The sequence below is a fragment of the Lactonifactor longoviformis genome (assembly GCF_042848515.1).
Taxonomy (GTDB): Bacteria; Bacillota; Clostridia; order Lachnospirales; family Lachnospiraceae; genus Lactonifactor; species Lactonifactor longoviformis.
Genome location: NZ_AP031453.1, coordinates 4,829,501 through 4,844,745 on the forward strand (window position 1 = coordinate 4,829,501; position 15,245 = coordinate 4,844,745).

Below are 15,245 nucleotides of genomic sequence, written 5' to 3' on the forward strand. Positions count from 1 at the left end.
TGCCATGGTATCTCCTTCCCATGAAGACCGCGTATGCGCCATGTTTGATTCATTCAGCAAAAAAGTGTCGCGGAACTTCGTCAGAAATTTAGAACGGGCCGAGAGCAACCGGGACAAGCATTTTACCGAAGAACCGGTAGACTATATTCTTGAATTGTTAGGCCATGAGGACAAGCATCCATCCGAATCTTTTGTGCTTTATGTGGGCGGATATTCCTGCGTGGTGGAGAGCGAAATTTTATATAAAGCACTGTTATCCCTGCCGGAGAACCAGCGCAGCGTCCTTCTTTTGGACTTTTGGCGTGACCTTACCGACGGGGAAATTGCAGAAGAATTGGAGGTAACTACCCGCACGGTCTACAATCTGAGACAGCGTGCATACAAAGCGATCAGAAAATTTTATGAGCGGGAACGCTTATACCCATGGACTTAACTATGACCTAATCAAGCGAGCGGTTCACGGCGACGAGGCAGCACTTACGGAAATCCTGCGGATATACGAACCTTTTCATAATTCCCTCTGCACCCGCGAGGTGCTGGGAAGCGACGGCAGAATCCATAGGGAAATTGACGAGGACAAAAAGCAGCAGGTACAGATGCACCTTGTGGAAGTGATCCAGAAAAAATGGAGGGAACTGATATGAACCTATTACAGCCAGATTTGTTTTCCTTCGCCTATGTTCCGAGCTGGTACTGCCAGCTTGACGATCTGGCGGAGCTGGCCCGCCCGGAGCCGTGGCGCTTCCGGGAACCTATATACTCAACCAAAAATCCAGATACTCCGATATTAGAGCGATATATCCACGCGATATTCAAAAAGCAAGCGATTGACTATAACGAGGAAAGAAGCCCGGAGAACGCAGCGCGGTATTTCCATGTGGAGAATGAATACGCCTGCTTCCATACCGGCCTGTATACAAAACGGTACAAGGCGATCTATGCCTGCTTTGACCGGAACAAGCGGCAGGCCAGTATGCTGGACTGGTATTTCCGGGGCTTTGCGGACGAGCTTTCCCCATGGCTGAAATATGTAAGCCCGCTCCCGCAGAAGCCCAGCTACTATATGACGCAGTATGGCGTCAACTACAACCCGGAGTGGCCGATACGGGTAAACATAGACCACATTTTGGGCGACGAGGAGAATGTTTCCCGTCTGCCTGCCTCGATCCGCGACGCGCAAAATCTGCCCCTGCTACTTGAAACGGCAGTAGAGCTGGCGCGGAGGAAGGCGGTCATTGAGCCGAGCATTGTGGTGCCGCAGGGCTACCAAGGGAGGGTGCAGTATCTTCTGCCGATCTGTCTGACCGATATGGAGAACCCCGACCTTGCTATGACCCTCACCATCATGGACGGGTACTATTTGGGTAATACCTGCCTTACGTTGGAGATGGCATACCTGAACGCCCGTCTGCTGGCGAGGCCGGTGGCTCCGTGGCTGGCGGAGCTTGTCATGTAGGAAGAAAATCATAGCAGGTCATATATTCCCCATAGCTGGACAGCGGCAGAGACAGAAAGGGGCGTATATGAGATGCGCAGGAAGAAGGAGGCGCAGAACAATGGGCTAAAGAAAACAGTGCGGCCCGTCTGCTGTCCGGTATGCGGGCGGCGGATCATGGACGCAGTATCAGGTACAAAGACGCAGCTAATTACCCCGAAGAAGGGCCGGTATCCCGATTTCATCATAAAGTGCGGGCACTGTGGCTCGGAAGTCGGGGTAATTAAAACTGAATAGAGAAAACCTTTGATCCGCTCCGAGCCTTCGGGCCGGGAGCTGACCGGAGATACCGCCACGGCAATATGGCACGGCCCGCAGGGAATGTATGCGGGCCGGGGAAACGGATGGCTAAACCGGGACAGGGATCACTCGTTTGTTTGAGCATGATGCACGGAGGGGAGATTTCATTCCGAAAATATGATTGACCCTCTAATACGCCACTTTCATTTCTGAGGGTGGATATGACATTGAGCCTGACAGGCGGCACTTTTTGTGCTGCTTGTCAGGCTCTTTTTTGTTTACGACGGCGCGGGTGCCGCCTGCCGGGCTCCGAAAGGAGAACGGCAAAATGAAGATCAAGTATGAATTTGTAAACGGAGAAACCTCGGAGATTGAGGTGGATGATTCCCTGGGCGAGCTGCTGGTGGATTTTGAACGGCAGCAGTACAACAACGACCATAAGGAAACCCGCCGCCATGTTTCCCTTGACGGCATGGACTACGAAGGGGAGCTGTTTGCTTCGGCAGAGGATACTGCAGGCGAGGCGGAGCGCCGGGAGGATACGGCCCGGCTGCTTTCCGCTATGGAGGCCCTCTCCCCTGCCCAGCAGGAGCTGGTGTTAAAAGTTTATTTTAACGGGCGCTCCTGCGCCAGCATTGCCGCCGAGGAGGGCGTGGATAAATCCGCCATATCCCACCGGTTGGAGCGCATTTATAAAAAACTCAGAAAAATTTTGAAATAGACCGTCAACCTTTGCCTTTCCCGTGGCCGGATATTGAGGGCCAACGATACGCGCCCTTAGAAAGAGGTGAAAGGCAAATGAAACATAACTTGAAGATCAGTCTTGCACAGGGGCCGGAATCCAGCGGCATTGTCCGCTGTAAGACCGTTTCCCTGCGCGAGCGGGTATTGCGGAGGCTGTTTGGCGATATGCGCCGCGTTACCATCATTGTCCCCGGCGACAGCGTGGAGGAGCTTTCGGTGCGTGAGGTTGCGGAGGTGGGCGTCCATGGGGGTGCATGAGGAAAACCGTCCGGCCCTTCCGATCAAGGCCACGCCATACCAGCACCAGATTGAGGCTTACCGCTTTGCCTGCGGTTTGTTCGGCCTACTGCCCGGCGGCGGAAATGAGAGCGGCGGCTGTGCGCTGCTTATGGAAATGGGAACCGGGAAGACCATCACCAGCATAGCGATCACCGGCGCACTGGCTAACGCAGGCCATATCCGCCGGGTGCTGATCGTGGCCCCGCTTTCCATCCTTGGCGTATGGGAGGAGGAATTTCAGAAGTTTGCGGCTTTCCCCTATGCGCTGGCTGTCCTTTCCGGCACCGGTGCAAGGAAGCTGGATACCCTGCGGCACATGAATGGGGCCGCCCTGCAGGTGGTCGTGGTGAACTATGAGAGCGCATGGCGGCTGGAAAAGGATCTGTCGGCATGGCGGCCCAATCTGATTATTGCGGACGAGGGCCACAAGATCAAAACCCACAATATCGCCGCCAGTAAGGCATTGCACCGGCTGGGCCGGGTGGCGCAGTACCGGCTGCTGCTGACCGGTACAGTTATCACCAACAAAGCTATTGATGTGTTCAGCCAGTTTAAGTTTGCGAATCCTTCTATTTTCGGCCAGAGCTTTTACGCTTTCCGGAGCCGGTATTTTGACATGGTGGGATATGGGAACCATACGCCGGTCTTGAAGAAATCCATGGAGGCAGAGCTTACGGAAAAGCTCCACAGTATTTCCTACCGGGCTACAAAAGCGGAATGTCTGGATTTGCCGGAAACTACCGACGTGATCCGGCAGGTGGAATTGGAATCTGCGGCCCTGCGGATATACAAGGGCCTCGTAAAAGAGAGCTATGCCGAGCTGTCCGGCGGCGAGGTAACGGCCCCGAACATTCTCACCCGGCTCCTTCGGCTGTCCCAGCTTACGGGCGGATTTATCGGCAATGACGAAACCGCCGCTGTGGAGCAGGTAAGCGCGGCCAAGCTGGCGGCCTTGGAGGATATTCTGGACGGCGCGGCGGCAGAAGGAAAGAAGCTGGTTATCATTGCCCGTTTTATCCCGGAGATTAAGGCTATCTGTAAGCTGTTAGAGAAGCGGGGCCTTTTGTATTCCTATATCACCGGGGAGGTGAAAGACCGGAATGAGCAGGTGTCCGCTTTCCAGAATGATCCGGCGGTCATGGCTTTTGTGGGCCAGATTGCAACGGCGGGAATGGGGATCACCTTGACGGCGGCCTCTACCATGGTCTTTTATTCGCTGGACTATTCCATGTCGAACTTCGAGCAGACCAAGGCGAGGATTCACCGGGTGGGCCAGCGGATGCCCTGCACCTATCTGTATCTGGTGGCGCGGGGAACTGTGGACGAGAAGGTGCTGGCAGCATTGAAGGATAAGGCCGACCTTGCCCGGACACTTGTAGACGATTACCGCAGCGGGAAAAACCCGTTTGCACCATAGGAGGAGAAAAATGTCTGAACAGTTATTTGAACTCGCCGACCGGCTCCGGGCGCTCCGTGACGAGAAGGTCGAGGCCGAGCAGCGGGTAAAGGAATTAAACGCCGAGATTGACGAGGTGGACTACCGTCTGTCGGAGCTTATGGCGGATACGGAAACGCAGAATTTTACCCGCGCGGGAATGATGTTCTGCCTGACGACCAAGACCCGCGCGTCCGCTACCGCTGGCCGCAAGGAGGAGCTGTTCAAAGCCCTGCGCGGCGAAGGGTACGGCGACCTTGTATATGAAACGGTGAACGCCAACAGCCTCTCGGCCTTTGTAAAAGAGCAGATGGCGGAGAACGGCGACGTTCTGCCCGCATGGCTTGGCGGGCTGGTGAATGTCTTTGAGAAAACCGGCGTGAGCCTGCGCAAAGCGTCAAAGTAAATATTTAGGAGGAAAAACCCCATGAGTAATAAGAATGAGCTTACCACTACCGGCGCGGGCTTTCTGGCCCTTGCCGACTTCAATATGAGTGAAACCATGGCCGAGGAGCTGGAAGGCTTGGAGGGCGGCTTTGACCGGGTGAAGATTCCGGCAGGCGGTGCCATCATGTTCGAGCTTCCCGGCGACGAGGCCGACGAGCCGGAAACCGTGAAGGAGTTTTCGGCGGTGATCCTGTACCATCATCCGGTACTGCAGTATTACAAAGAAAAATATACCGGCGGCAGTAACCCGCCCGATTGCGGGAGCTTTGACGGCGTGACCGGGGAAGGCGAGCCGGGCGGCGTCTGCGCGAATTGCCCGCTCAATCAGTTTGGCTCCGGCGAGAACAACAGCAAAGCCTGCAAGACCCGCCGCAGGGTATTCCTGCTTAGAGAGGGCGAGCTGTTCCCGCTGATCCTCTCCCTGCCGACCGGTTCCATGAAAGAGTTTTCCCGTTACATCAAGCGCCTGCTTTCCAAGGGACGGAAAAGCAACTCGGTTGTTACCCGCTTTTCTTTGAAGAAGGCCACCAATAACAGCGGTATTGCCTACTCGCAGGCACAGTTTTCCATTGACCGGCCCCTTACCAGCGAGGAGCAGATTTTGATTACCAAGCTCTCCGATCAGGTGAAAGGATACAGCCGCCGCGTTGGCTTCGATATAGAGGAGCCTGTGGAAGCAGAGGAGCCGCTTGTAGACCCGGAAACCGGCGAGGTCATCCCGCCGCTTTAATAATGAACCGCCCACTGCGGAGCGGGGCCGCCCGGCCTCCTCCGCTTTTCGGGCAGAATGGAGGAAATATGGACTATTCATGTGTGACGACATTGAAAAAGATAAAGGACTATCTGGCCGGGGCTTCTATTGTAGCCTTTGACTTTGAAACCTCGCCCGTGGAGGCATACCGCTCGGAGGAAAAGGCGGCTCTGGACGCCCACAAGGCAGAGATTACCGGCGTGAGCTTTTCCGTATCCGAGGGCAGCGGAATCTATGTCCCCCTGCGGCATAAGACCGGCAGGAATATCGGGAAGCCGGAGGCGGTCATGGAATACCTGCGCGGCGCGTTCTTTGAAAATACCGCCGTGGTGAAGGTGGCCCACAACCTTGCCTTTGAAGCTATGTTCCAGTATGCGCTGGGTGTGGTGGTGCAGGCACCGGTCTATGATACCATAGCGGCGGCCCAGCTTACCTTAAAGAGCGGCACCGCTTTCAGGAGGCTTTCGGACAGCGGCCTGAAAACCCTCGTACCACAGCTTTTTGGCGTGGAAATGCCGGACTTTCAGACCGTGACCGATGGGCGTTTCTTTGACGAGCTTTCCCCGCAGGATGCGGAAACCGTCCGTTATGCCTGCGCCGACAGTGACTATGCCCTGCGGCTGTATCACCTGTTCAATGGCTGGTTTGACCGGTATCTCCCGAAGCACCGGTTCCTTGTGGAGCAGGTGGAAAGCCCCACCACCGTATACTGCGGCATCATGCGCTATAACGGCCTGCTCATGGATCAGGCAGCCATGGAGGAAAAGCAGGCTGAAGCCGAGGAGCGCCTTGTAAAAATCCGGGAGGAAATCGCCTTTATGATTGGCGACGTGGAGATCGGGGCCAACGCCTCCACCTCTGCGTTTAAGAGCTATCTTTTTAATGACCTCGGCCTGCCGGTCTTGAAAACCACGGTCAAGTATCAGGAAGCGGCGGATGATGAAACCATGATTCGGCTGGCGGATTGGTGCCGGGAAAACCGCCCGGAGCTTACACGGCTCTTTGAGCTGGTGCAGGAATATCGCCGCTGGGGGAAGATCAAGGGGACATATCTGGACGGCTATCTGCGCCATGTGAACAACGCCACAGGCCGTATCCATCCCGACCTTATGCCGCTGGGAACGGAAACGGGCCGGTTTGCCGCCCGCAACCCGAACCTTCAAAATATGCCCCGCAAGGGCAGCGACCCCATCGGAATCCGCAACCTGCTCGTTGCACCCTCCGGGTGTGCAGTTATGGAGCTTGACTATTCGCAGGTGGAGCTTCGCGTCGGGGCCTTTTACTGCAGGGATGAAAAAATGCTGGAAACCTACCGAACCGGCGGCGACATCCATGCGCAGACCACTTCGGTCATTTACCATATCCCGGTGGAGCAGGCAGCGGATAAGAACGCGGAGAATTTCAAGGAGCGGCGCACCATTGCGAAAAACTGTAACTTTGGCGTATTTTACGGCCTGTTTCCGCGCGGCCTGCAAAAGACGCTGAAATTTAAGGCAGGGCTTGACGCTACCTTGGAAGTCTGCGAGGAGATCATTGCGAACTTAAAAGCCGGGTATCCCCAGCTTTCTTTATGGCAGGAGGTCGTGAAGCGGCAGGCCAAGGTGCGCCGGTACAGTGAAACATGGCTGGGCCGCAGGCGGTATCTGCCGAACATTGCCTCCGAGGATTGGGGAAAAAAGAGCTTTGCGGAACGGTGCGCCATGAATACGCCCATACAGGGAACCGCCGCCGACATTGTAAAAATGGCAATGGCCCGGCTCCTCCCGGTGCTGGCGCAGTATCCGTGGATTCTCCCCGTCCTTACCGTCCATGACAGCCTTGTGTTTTATCTGCCGGAGGGTAAGGTGGCGGAGGCCGGACGGCTCATTAAGGGCCTCATGGAAAAGCAGCCTTTCCCGGAATTTGATGTGCCGCTGGTGGCCGAGGTGGCAGCAGGCGTCAATTATGGAGAGCTGGTGGATATGGAGGTGGAGGCATGAGCGCGAACCTTTATAATTCCGAGAGCTATTCTGACCCGACCGCATATGAGGCCCTTTCCCATATCGAGCGGGAAGTTAAGAAAACGGCATACAGGCCGCTGGTCTTTATCTGCTCGCCCTATGCCGGGGATATAGAGCGCAATACGGAGCAGGCGCGGGAATACAGCCGCTTTGCGGTATCAAAGAACTGTATCCCCATAGCGCCGCATCTGCTGTTCCCTCAATTCATGGAGGAGGACGATCCAGCCCAGAGGAGCCTCGGCATCTTTTTCGGGCTGGTCTTGCAGAGTAAATGCCGTGAGGTGTGGGTGTTTGGACGGACGATCTCAAAAGGGATGGCGATGGAAATTGCAAAAGCAAGGGAGCGGAAGCTCCCCGTCCGCTATTTTACAGACCGTTGCATGGAGGTGGTGAAGAAACAATGAGGAAAGCATTGAACGTCCCGCTGGAAGAATTTCTGCGGCCCTTCTTTGGGCCGTCGGATCGTATCTGCCTGCGGGTATTCGACGATAAGAAAACCGGCACTTTCAAAGGGGCCAAACTGGAAACGACCCTCTCCGGGATCGCCGGGCTTATGGATACCTTAAAAAAGCATAATGAGAGGAACCGGGGTATTTATTTTGTGGTGAACTTCGGCGGCCATGAGGACGGGGAGATTTCCCGGATCAACGCTCAATTCATGGAATGTGACGAGCTGTCCTTGGAGGAGCAGCTTAACCAGATTGAAGCGTTTCCGCTGGAACCGTCGCTCATTGTGAAAACCCGGAAATCCCTGCATACCTACTGGCTCATAAAGGACGGCGACGTGGCCGCTTTCCGCCGGATACAGAAAGGGCTTGCGGCCCATTTTGGCGGGGATAAAACCTGCGTCAATGAAAGCCGCGTCCTGCGCCTGCCGGGCTTTTACCATTGCAAGCAGGAGCCGGTCTTGGTGGAGTGTATCCATTTCCGCCCGGAGCTTCGGTATACGCAGGCGGAGCTTGCGGCCCATCTTCCCAAGGTGGAGAGCGAGCCTGCCGCGCCGGGCGTGGGCCAGAGCAAAGGGACAAGGCAGGGCCTTTCGCTGGTACTCAGGCGCTGTGCATTTATGGCGCATTGCCGGGAGGATGCGGCGACCCTTTCAGAACATGATTGGTACAGCATGATAACAAACCTTGCTGTTTTTGAGGGCGGCGAGCGGGCCATCCATGAACTGTCGGCAGGCTATCCAAAATATAAGGCGGCGGAAACGCAGGAGAAAATCCGGCATTTCTTAAACAGCGGCACAAAACCGATCACCTGCAGGAATATCGCGGAGAAGGGATTTTCCTGCCCGCGCATGGCGGACGGCTCCTGTACCTGCAAGGCCCCGGCGGCCCTTTGCTATCAGCCCCTTACGCTGGATGAATTACGGGAGGCCCTTTCCGGCGCAGAGGTCTTTTCCGCCCCGGTGGAAGCAGTACGGGCCGCAAAGCAGTTTGTGAAGGAGGCGCTCTATAACGTTGAGCCGCTGGACGCCGGGACATTCATTGAATACGAGCTGCGGCAGCATTTCCGGCTCAAAACGCCGGATGCCAAGGCGCTGATTTCCTATCACAAGGAGCTGTTTAAGGCGTATGCGGCGAATAAGGAAACCCGGCAGGCGGCGCAGGATACGGAGCTGCCGGAATGGTACGAAGTGACCGAGCGCGGCGGCCTGCGGTTCATATCCGGCCTGCTTGCAAACCACCTTTCCGGGAATATGGACGCTTTCTATGCGGCGAGCAGCTTTTTCTTCTATCAGGACGGCGTATACCGGGAGGGCGAGGATATGGTGGCGGCGGCCAAGGTGCGGGAACTTATGATTCCGAGGACAGTATCCATGCAGGCCATTAACGACACCGTGGGCCAGTGGAAAATGCTGATAATGAAGCCGATCATGGAGATCAACAGCAACCCCTTTATCCTGAACCTGCGAAACGGCTTATACAATACCCTCAACGACAGCTTTAAGGCCCATACGCCGGAATATTACTCAACCGTACAGCTCAAAGCGGCCTATATGCCGGACGCGGCCTGCCCGCAATTCGTGCAATACCTTCAAAGTATGCTGGCCGAGGAGGAAATCTATCTGGTGCAGGAGATTTTGGGGTATCTGCTGATCCCGGTAAACAAGGCGCAGAAATCCTTTGTCTTTGTAGGTGCGCCCAACGCGGGCAAGTCTACCCTGCTCAATGTGGTACAGGAAATATTGCTGGGGAGCGAAAATGTGTCGAACATCCCATGGCAGAACCTTGGCGACCGCTTCAATAAAGCGGAGCTGTTCGGGAAGCTGGCGAATATCTTCGCCGACCTGCCATCTAAGAGCATTGACGATAACGGGATGTTCAAGGCCCTTACCGGCGAGGATTTCATTACTGCTGAGCGGAAGAACAAAGACCCTTTTTCCTTCCGGCCCTATGCGCGGTTTTTGTTTTCCTGTAACGAGATACCGCGCAATTATGGCGACAGGTCGGAGGGCTTTTACCGGAGGCTCCTTATCATCCGGTTTGAGAAGTCCGTCCCCAAGAGCCAGCGTGATCCGAACCTTGCGGAAAAGCTGGCGGCGGAGCGGGACGGAATCCTTATGTGGGCGCTCTCCGGGCTAAAGAGGCTGATCGCGGCGAATTATGCGTTCAGCGAAACCGAGCGAACGCGGGCGGAGCTGGATAAATACCGGATCGAATCAAATAGCGTTTTGTCTTTCGCTAAAGAGTACTGTAAACGGGATGAAAAGGGCTTTACGGTTCGTGACGATCTGTTTTTACGATACAAGGAATATTGCGGCAATGCCGGGATGAAGCCGGTATCTCAGACCAATTTCAACAAAGAGCTGGAAGCCGGATTTCCGGAGATTACGCGTGGGCGGGATAAGCTCTCAAAGCGCCGGGTATGGCGCGGGCTGGCCTATGTGGAAGGAGGTGTGGGGGCTGATTGACCGTTTCTGTGACCGGAGAAACCGGAAAAACCGGGATTTGTTCATTCCTTGCGCATAAAAGCCAGAGGGATGAAAAGAGCCTTATTTTTAAGAAAAATATATATAGTGTGGTAATTTCCCGGTCTATCCGGTTTTTCCGGCGCGGCGGCATCTGCCCGGACGGTATGGAGAAAGAGATTGTTGCCGTAATCCTGCGGTATTTGAAACAGCGGCCCCGGTGCTTTGCGTGGAAAACCCACGGCGGTATGTACGGCACAGCGGGGATACCAGATATAATTGCCTGCATGGACGGCAGGTTTTACGCTTTCGAGGTGAAGCAGCCCGGCGGGCGGCTTACCCGGTTGCAGGAAGTAACCCTTAAAAAAATACGGGCCGCAGGCGGCGTGGCCGTAAAAGTGACTTCCGTGGAGGAGGTAAAGGCCGCCATTTTGGAGGAAGGAGGCTCGTATGGAGACTGATTTGGAGCAGTTGCGTGAAATGAACCAGAGGATAAACGAAAAGCTGGCAGAGGCGGCCCGCCTGTACCGGGAAGGGCGCTTTGCCGAGTGGGCGGCGCTGGATCGGGAGATCACCGGGGACATTGACCGTTATGTGGATATGCAGCGGGCCTTCGGTTCTTCGGGAAAGGAGGCGGCAGTATGATTGCATGGAAATACTTGAACAAGCCGTCGGCTACGGTGGCGGCATTGCAGGACTATTCCACGATGCGGGATATTATCAACATTACCCCGCAGGAAACGAAGGAGCTTTACGATCAGATGATTTCCGTGGGCAGCAGGCCCCTCAATGGTCTGCCTACAAGCTGGAACCCGCAGGCAGGCGAGGAGCGGCTGGTAAAGTCGCTGGATACGCTGGACGTGATTCAGGAGCGATACCGACAGGCCGTGGAGTATATGCACTGGCTGGAACCGGCGTGGGCAACCTTGTCGGATATGGAGCAGACGGTACTCCGGGAATTTTACATGAGCGACAACCTGCGTTCCGGGGCTTCGGCCCGCCTGCAGGAGAAGCTCAATTTCAGCGAGCGGCAGATTCAGCGTATCCGGGAGAAGGCGCTCAAACGGATGTCAATACTTCTGTTCGGCAAATGAAAGATGGCAGTTTAATGGCACTTTATTTGCTTTCGGATATGGTATACTGATAGTGTGAAAGAGTGAACCAAGGGAGCCTTCGCAGTACGCGGGGGCTTTTCTTATGCCATGAAAGGAGGCGGCAGCTATGCCATACAAACCCAAGCGCCCCTGTTCCTATCCGGGCTGTCCGCGATTGACAGACGGGCGCTATTGCGAGGAGCACCAGAAGATTATCACGGCGCATTATAACAAGCATGAGCGCGATCCGGAAAGTCGGCGGCGCTATGGACGCGCATGGAAGCGGATTCGTGACCGCTATATATCCGCCCATCCATTGTGCGAGGAGTGCCAGAAGGCGGGCAAGATTACCCCGGCGGCGGAGGTTCATCATATCAAACCGCTGTCGCGCGGCGGCACCCATGTAGAGAGTAACCTCATGGCCCTATGCAAGCCGTGTCATTCTGAGATTACGGCCCGCGAAGGCGGCAGGTGGGAACGCCGCCGCTGACCCTCCGGGGGTAAGCAAATCTCTACGTCCGGCGCGGCGGGCAGCGGGCGTGGGGTATCGCGCAAAAAATCGCGCTTTCAAGTTGGGTATATAGCCCGCAGTTTCAAGAGAGGAGGTGGCGGCCATGGCAAACGGCCACGGCGGAGCCCGCATTGGCGCGGGCCAGAAGAAAAAGGCGCTGGCAGATAGAATCGTCGAGGGCAATCCGGGCAAGCGGAAGATCACGGTCATGGAGTTTTCGGATACGGCCAGCCTCCAAGGGGAGGAAATGCCGCCGCCCCGTGACTATCTGGCCGCCCGGCAGAAAAACGGCAAGGAGCTTCTGGCCGTGGAAATCTACCAGCGCACATGGTCTTGGCTCAATGAGCGGGGCTGTGCGTATCTGATACCGGCGCAGATTTTGGAGCAGTACGCTATGGCAATCTCACGCTGGATACAGTGCGAGGAGGCCATTTCTGAGTTTGGTTTTCTGGCGAAGCACCCGACCACGGGGAACGCTATCCCCTCGCCGTATGTTTCCATGAGCCAGAGCTTTTCCAAACAGGCAAATAACCTGTGGTATCAAATCTATCAGGTTGTCCGGGAGAATTGCTCCACCGAGTACAAAGGGGCCACGCCCCACGACGATATGATGGAGAAGCTCCTTTCCGCCCGGCGCGGCGGTTAAAAGATAATTTTAACGGAGGTCGAACATGAATATTTTGCAGCTTCCCTTGGAGGAGGTACACCCTTACAAAAACAATCCGAGAAAAAATGACAATGCTGTGGACGCGGTGGCGGCCAGCATCAGGCAGTACGGTTTTCTTGTCCCTTTGGTGATCACCGCCGAACATGAGATCATTGCCGGACATACCCGCTATAAGGCGGCGGGGAGGCTTGGCCTTTCCACGGTTCCCTGCGTCATTGCCGACGAGCTGACCGAGGATCAGATCAAAGCCTTCCGGCTGGCGGACAATAAGGTCGGCGAGCTGGCACAGTGGGATGTTGACCTGCTCCCGCTGGAACTGGCCGATATTGCACAGGATATGGCGGTGTTTGGTTTCGAGAGCATTTCCGAGGAGGAATTTGGCGAGGAATTTACGCTGGATTCCGGCGAGAAAAAGCCCTACCAGCAGATCAGCCTGACGCTGCATGACAAACAGGCGGAGCTTATCATGGCCTGCATTGATTACGTCCACGCCCACGAGGAGGTCGGAGAAACCTTCGGCAATGAGAACCGGAAGGGCAACGGCGTTTATGAGGTGGTGCGGCAATGGGCAGAGCAAAAGAAATTAGTCTGAAAGTGATCCCCGGCAAGGTGGCAAACCCTTTTATGCGGCGGCACCATTACAGCGGCACCGTTGTAAATAATAGCTGCCTGCATTTTGGCGTATTTCTGGATGGGCGGCTCCATGGTGTTATGAGCTATGGGCCGAGCCTGAACAAATCCAAAATCCTGCCGCTGGTGGCTGGGACTGGCTGGAATGAATATCTGGAACTGAACCGGATGGCCTTTGACAGCGTGCTTCCCCGCAATTCCGAAAGCCGGGCAATTTCCATGAGCATTAAGCTCTTAAAGAAGTATGCGCCCCATGTAAAGTGGATCATCAGCTTTGCCGACGCCTGCTCCTGCGGCGACGGTGCCATTTACCGGGCCAGCAATTTTATTCTGACCGGCATTAAGGAAAACGAGGCCCTTTGCCTGCTACCGGACGGTACGAAGATACACAAGCTGACGCTGGAAGCGAACCCGCTGGCTCCGCGCAAGGAGCTGGGCGGGCGTTCTTTCTTTGATGTGACCGACGGCAATTTTAGCTGGGGCCGGTACATGGAGGCAGCAGGCGGCGCACTGCTCTCCGGGTATCAGCTCCGCTATATCTATTTCATAGACAAGAGCAAACGGAAGGATTTGACCGTCCCGGAAATCCCTTACTCCCGCATTGACGAGCTGGGGGCCGGGATGTATAAAGGCGAAAAAATGACACTGGCCAAGCGCCATGTGGGAAAGGAGGACGCGCCATGGGTAGAGCAAAAGAAATCGTAATGAAGGTGATCCCCGCCAAGGTGGCAACGCCGTTTATGAAGGCCCACCATTACAGCGGGAAAGTCGTCAATAACAGCACCCTGCACTTTGGCGTATTTTTAGACGGCCAGCTCCATGGCGTTATGTCCTACGGGCCGAGCCTTGATAAGTCAAAGATTATCGGGCTGGTGAAGGATACCGGCTGGAATGAATTTCTGGAACTGAACCGGATGGCCTTTGACAGCTATCTTCCCCGCAATTCCGAGAGCCGTGCTATCTCTATGAGTATCAAGCTCATAAAGAAATACGCGCCGCAGATAAAATGGATCATCAGCTTTGCCGACGCCTGTTCCTGCGGCGACGGTACAATCTACCGGGCCAGCAATTTTGTCCTGACCGGTATCAAAGAAAATCTGAACCTTGCGGAGCTGCCGGACGGCACCCGCGTCCATAAAATGACGCTGGCGAGCAATCCTACTTCCCCGCGCAGGGAGCTGGGCGGCCTGACCTTTTTTGATGTGACGGGCGGCACCTATAATTTCAAGAAGTATCTGGACTATGTGGGGGCCACGCCGATCCCCGGCTATCAGCTCCGCTATATCTATTTCATAGACAAGGCCAAGCGGCAGTATTTGACGGTGCCCGAGATTCCATTTTCCAAGATTGACGAGCTTGGGGCCGGGATGTATAAGGGCGAGAAGGTATCGCAGGCAGAGCGGCACAGCAAACTCACGCCGGAGTAATGCTCCGGCCATTATGCGCGGATAGGCTAAAGGCAGACCGCCCGCCAACTGGCGGGAAGCGGCGGTTCGATTCCGTACTCCGCGCTCCAAAAACAACGCCCTTGCTTTCCACGGTGTTTCAGGGTAATCTGTCGTCACATTTTGAAAGCGAGGGATTCAGATATGAGCGAGCAATATTTGAAAATCGGAAGTTATACGCCGGAATCGGATGAGGCAGAAACAGTCATAGAGCGGGGCTATTACCGGCAGGGCTGGATATTCAAAGACGAGGAGGCTTTCCTGCACCACCCGGATAAAGTCTGCTATGTACCAGAGCTTTCCGACGAGGGATATACCCGGCAGAATTTTCTGGATATGTGTAACGGGCAGGAGGAATTTGCCTGTGAGTGTTTTTATGCGGTAGACTGGCAAAGCCCCAAAACATGGATTGACGAGCAATACCGGAATGACGAGTGGCAGTATTGCCCGCATTGCGGCAAGATTTATGATATGGCCGGGGAAGCCTGCGCCTGCCCGGTATGCGGGAAGAACCCGGAGGAGGTAAAAGAAGAAAATGCAGATACAGAAAGTGAGCGTCGCCCGGCTGAATCCGGCGGCCTATAACCCGCGCCGGG

At 55.3% G+C, this 15,245-nt stretch carries 20 protein-coding genes and 1 pseudogene; all 21 read left to right on the forward strand.

Annotated elements, in window-relative coordinates; genetic code table 11:
- The first annotated feature begins 4 nt into the window (after nt 1–4).
- Entirely contained in the window at nt 5–433 is a 429-nt protein-coding gene (locus tag ACGHCT_RS22030; RefSeq protein ID WP_009296525.1) for an RNA polymerase sigma factor, read from the forward strand.
- Entirely contained in the window at nt 402–644 is a 243-nt protein-coding gene (locus ACGHCT_RS22035; protein ID WP_009296524.1) for a helix-turn-helix domain-containing protein, read from the forward strand. Before ACGHCT_RS22030 ends, ACGHCT_RS22035 begins: the two co-directional genes overlap by 32 nt.
- The gene (locus tag ACGHCT_RS22040; RefSeq protein WP_009296523.1) at nt 641–1,456 is read left to right on the forward strand and encodes a DUF3825 domain-containing protein; all 816 of its coding nucleotides are present in this window, start codon (nt 641–643) and stop codon (nt 1,454–1,456) included. Before ACGHCT_RS22035 ends, ACGHCT_RS22040 begins: the two co-directional genes overlap by 4 nt.
- Before the next feature lie 607 nt (nt 1,457–2,063).
- Entirely contained in the window at nt 2,064–2,456 is a 393-nt protein-coding gene (locus tag ACGHCT_RS22045; protein ID WP_009296522.1) for an RNA polymerase sigma factor, read from the forward strand.
- 77 nt (nt 2,457–2,533) lie between these two features.
- Entirely contained in the window at nt 2,534–2,737 is a 204-nt protein-coding gene (locus ACGHCT_RS22050) for a hypothetical protein (RefSeq protein WP_009296521.1), read from the forward strand.
- Complete coding sequence (locus tag ACGHCT_RS22055) at nt 2,724–4,175, forward strand: DEAD/DEAH box helicase (RefSeq protein ID WP_009296520.1); 1,452 nt, start codon at nt 2,724–2,726, stop codon at nt 4,173–4,175. Before ACGHCT_RS22050 ends, ACGHCT_RS22055 begins: the two co-directional genes overlap by 14 nt.
- A gap of 10 nt (nt 4,176–4,185) precedes the next feature.
- Nucleotides 4,186–4,599 (forward strand): hypothetical protein, encoded by a 414-nt coding sequence (locus tag ACGHCT_RS22060; protein WP_009296519.1) that lies wholly within the window; start codon nt 4,186–4,188, stop codon nt 4,597–4,599.
- A 21-nt stretch (nt 4,600–4,620) separates the two neighbouring features.
- Entirely contained in the window at nt 4,621–5,370 is a 750-nt protein-coding gene (locus ACGHCT_RS22065; protein ID WP_009296518.1) for a hypothetical protein, read from the forward strand.
- 68 nt (nt 5,371–5,438) lie between these two features.
- Nucleotides 5,439–7,370, forward strand: coding sequence for a bifunctional 3'-5' exonuclease/DNA polymerase (locus ACGHCT_RS22070; protein WP_009296517.1), 1,932 nt, complete (start codon nt 5,439–5,441; stop codon nt 7,368–7,370).
- Nucleotides 7,367–7,795, forward strand: coding sequence for a DUF4406 domain-containing protein (locus ACGHCT_RS22075; RefSeq protein ID WP_009296516.1), 429 nt, complete (start codon nt 7,367–7,369; stop codon nt 7,793–7,795). Before ACGHCT_RS22070 ends, ACGHCT_RS22075 begins: the two co-directional genes overlap by 4 nt.
- Complete coding sequence (locus ACGHCT_RS22080) at nt 7,792–10,305, forward strand: phage/plasmid primase, P4 family (RefSeq protein WP_009296515.1); 2,514 nt, start codon at nt 7,792–7,794, stop codon at nt 10,303–10,305. Before ACGHCT_RS22075 ends, ACGHCT_RS22080 begins: the two co-directional genes overlap by 4 nt.
- Nucleotides 10,302–10,763, forward strand: coding sequence for a VRR-NUC domain-containing protein (locus ACGHCT_RS22085; RefSeq protein WP_009296514.1), 462 nt, complete (start codon nt 10,302–10,304; stop codon nt 10,761–10,763). Before ACGHCT_RS22080 ends, ACGHCT_RS22085 begins: the two co-directional genes overlap by 4 nt.
- A complete protein-coding gene (locus ACGHCT_RS22090) occupies nt 10,753–10,947 on the forward strand; it encodes a hypothetical protein (RefSeq protein ID WP_009296513.1) in 195 nt (64 codons plus the stop codon). Before ACGHCT_RS22085 ends, ACGHCT_RS22090 begins: the two co-directional genes overlap by 11 nt.
- The gene (locus ACGHCT_RS22095) at nt 10,944–11,396 is read left to right on the forward strand and encodes a hypothetical protein (RefSeq protein WP_009296512.1); all 453 of its coding nucleotides are present in this window, start codon (nt 10,944–10,946) and stop codon (nt 11,394–11,396) included. The genes ACGHCT_RS22090 and ACGHCT_RS22095 overlap by 4 nt, the downstream gene beginning before the upstream one ends.
- A 127-nt stretch (nt 11,397–11,523) precedes the next feature.
- Nucleotides 11,524–11,886: an HNH endonuclease gene (locus ACGHCT_RS22100; protein ID WP_009296511.1), complete on the forward strand. Its 363-nt coding sequence runs from the start codon at nt 11,524–11,526 to the stop codon at nt 11,884–11,886.
- A gap of 124 nt (nt 11,887–12,010) precedes the next feature.
- The gene (locus ACGHCT_RS22105) at nt 12,011–12,553 is read left to right on the forward strand and encodes a P27 family phage terminase small subunit (RefSeq protein WP_009296510.1); all 543 of its coding nucleotides are present in this window, start codon (nt 12,011–12,013) and stop codon (nt 12,551–12,553) included.
- Between the two features lie 25 nt (nt 12,554–12,578).
- Complete coding sequence (locus ACGHCT_RS22110; RefSeq protein ID WP_009296509.1) at nt 12,579–13,166, forward strand: ParB N-terminal domain-containing protein; 588 nt, start codon at nt 12,579–12,581, stop codon at nt 13,164–13,166.
- On the forward strand, nt 13,139–13,909 hold the full coding sequence (locus ACGHCT_RS22115; RefSeq protein WP_009296508.1) for a hypothetical protein: 771 nt from the start codon (nt 13,139–13,141) through the stop codon (nt 13,907–13,909). Before ACGHCT_RS22110 ends, ACGHCT_RS22115 begins: the two co-directional genes overlap by 28 nt.
- Nucleotides 13,885–14,631, forward strand: coding sequence for a hypothetical protein (locus tag ACGHCT_RS22120; protein ID WP_009296507.1), 747 nt, complete (start codon nt 13,885–13,887; stop codon nt 14,629–14,631). The genes ACGHCT_RS22115 and ACGHCT_RS22120 overlap by 25 nt, the downstream gene beginning before the upstream one ends.
- A 15-nt stretch (nt 14,632–14,646) precedes the next feature.
- Nucleotides 14,647–14,720: pseudogene (locus tag ACGHCT_RS22125) on the forward strand.
- A gap of 73 nt (nt 14,721–14,793) precedes the next feature.
- On the forward strand, nt 14,794–15,234 hold the full coding sequence (locus tag ACGHCT_RS22130) for a hypothetical protein (protein ID WP_009296506.1): 441 nt from the start codon (nt 14,794–14,796) through the stop codon (nt 15,232–15,234).
- Nucleotides 15,235–15,245 lie beyond the last annotated feature (11 nt).

Bases quoted from the DNA above. Each gene is read 5' to 3' on its own strand.
- ACGHCT_RS22030 (WP_009296525.1), top strand. From the start codon at position 5: ATGGTATCTCCTTCCCATGAAGACCGCGTATGCGCCATGTTTGATTCA.
- ACGHCT_RS22035 (WP_009296524.1), top strand. From the start codon at position 402: ATGAGCGGGAACGCTTATACCCATGGACTTAACTATGACCTAATCAAG.
- ACGHCT_RS22040 (WP_009296523.1), top strand. From the start codon at position 641: ATGAACCTATTACAGCCAGATTTGTTTTCCTTCGCCTATGTTCCGAGC.
- ACGHCT_RS22045 (WP_009296522.1), top strand. From the start codon at position 2,064: ATGAAGATCAAGTATGAATTTGTAAACGGAGAAACCTCGGAGATTGAG.
- ACGHCT_RS22050 (WP_009296521.1), top strand. From the start codon at position 2,534: ATGAAACATAACTTGAAGATCAGTCTTGCACAGGGGCCGGAATCCAGC.
- ACGHCT_RS22055 (WP_009296520.1), top strand. From the start codon at position 2,724: ATGGGGGTGCATGAGGAAAACCGTCCGGCCCTTCCGATCAAGGCCACG.
- ACGHCT_RS22060 (WP_009296519.1), top strand. From the start codon at position 4,186: ATGTCTGAACAGTTATTTGAACTCGCCGACCGGCTCCGGGCGCTCCGT.
- ACGHCT_RS22065 (WP_009296518.1), top strand. From the start codon at position 4,621: ATGAGTAATAAGAATGAGCTTACCACTACCGGCGCGGGCTTTCTGGCC.
- ACGHCT_RS22070 (WP_009296517.1), top strand. From the start codon at position 5,439: ATGGACTATTCATGTGTGACGACATTGAAAAAGATAAAGGACTATCTG.
- ACGHCT_RS22075 (WP_009296516.1), top strand. From the start codon at position 7,367: ATGAGCGCGAACCTTTATAATTCCGAGAGCTATTCTGACCCGACCGCA.
- ACGHCT_RS22080 (WP_009296515.1), top strand. From the start codon at position 7,792: ATGAGGAAAGCATTGAACGTCCCGCTGGAAGAATTTCTGCGGCCCTTC.
- ACGHCT_RS22090 (WP_009296513.1), top strand. From the start codon at position 10,753: ATGGAGACTGATTTGGAGCAGTTGCGTGAAATGAACCAGAGGATAAAC.
- ACGHCT_RS22095 (WP_009296512.1), top strand. From the start codon at position 10,944: ATGATTGCATGGAAATACTTGAACAAGCCGTCGGCTACGGTGGCGGCA.
- ACGHCT_RS22100 (WP_009296511.1), top strand. From the start codon at position 11,524: ATGCCATACAAACCCAAGCGCCCCTGTTCCTATCCGGGCTGTCCGCGA.
- ACGHCT_RS22105 (WP_009296510.1), top strand. From the start codon at position 12,011: ATGGCAAACGGCCACGGCGGAGCCCGCATTGGCGCGGGCCAGAAGAAA.
- ACGHCT_RS22110 (WP_009296509.1), top strand. From the start codon at position 12,579: ATGAATATTTTGCAGCTTCCCTTGGAGGAGGTACACCCTTACAAAAAC.
- ACGHCT_RS22115 (WP_009296508.1), top strand. From the start codon at position 13,139: ATGGGCAGAGCAAAAGAAATTAGTCTGAAAGTGATCCCCGGCAAGGTG.
- ACGHCT_RS22120 (WP_009296507.1), top strand. From the start codon at position 13,885: ATGGGTAGAGCAAAAGAAATCGTAATGAAGGTGATCCCCGCCAAGGTG.
- ACGHCT_RS22130 (WP_009296506.1), top strand. From the start codon at position 14,794: ATGAGCGAGCAATATTTGAAAATCGGAAGTTATACGCCGGAATCGGAT.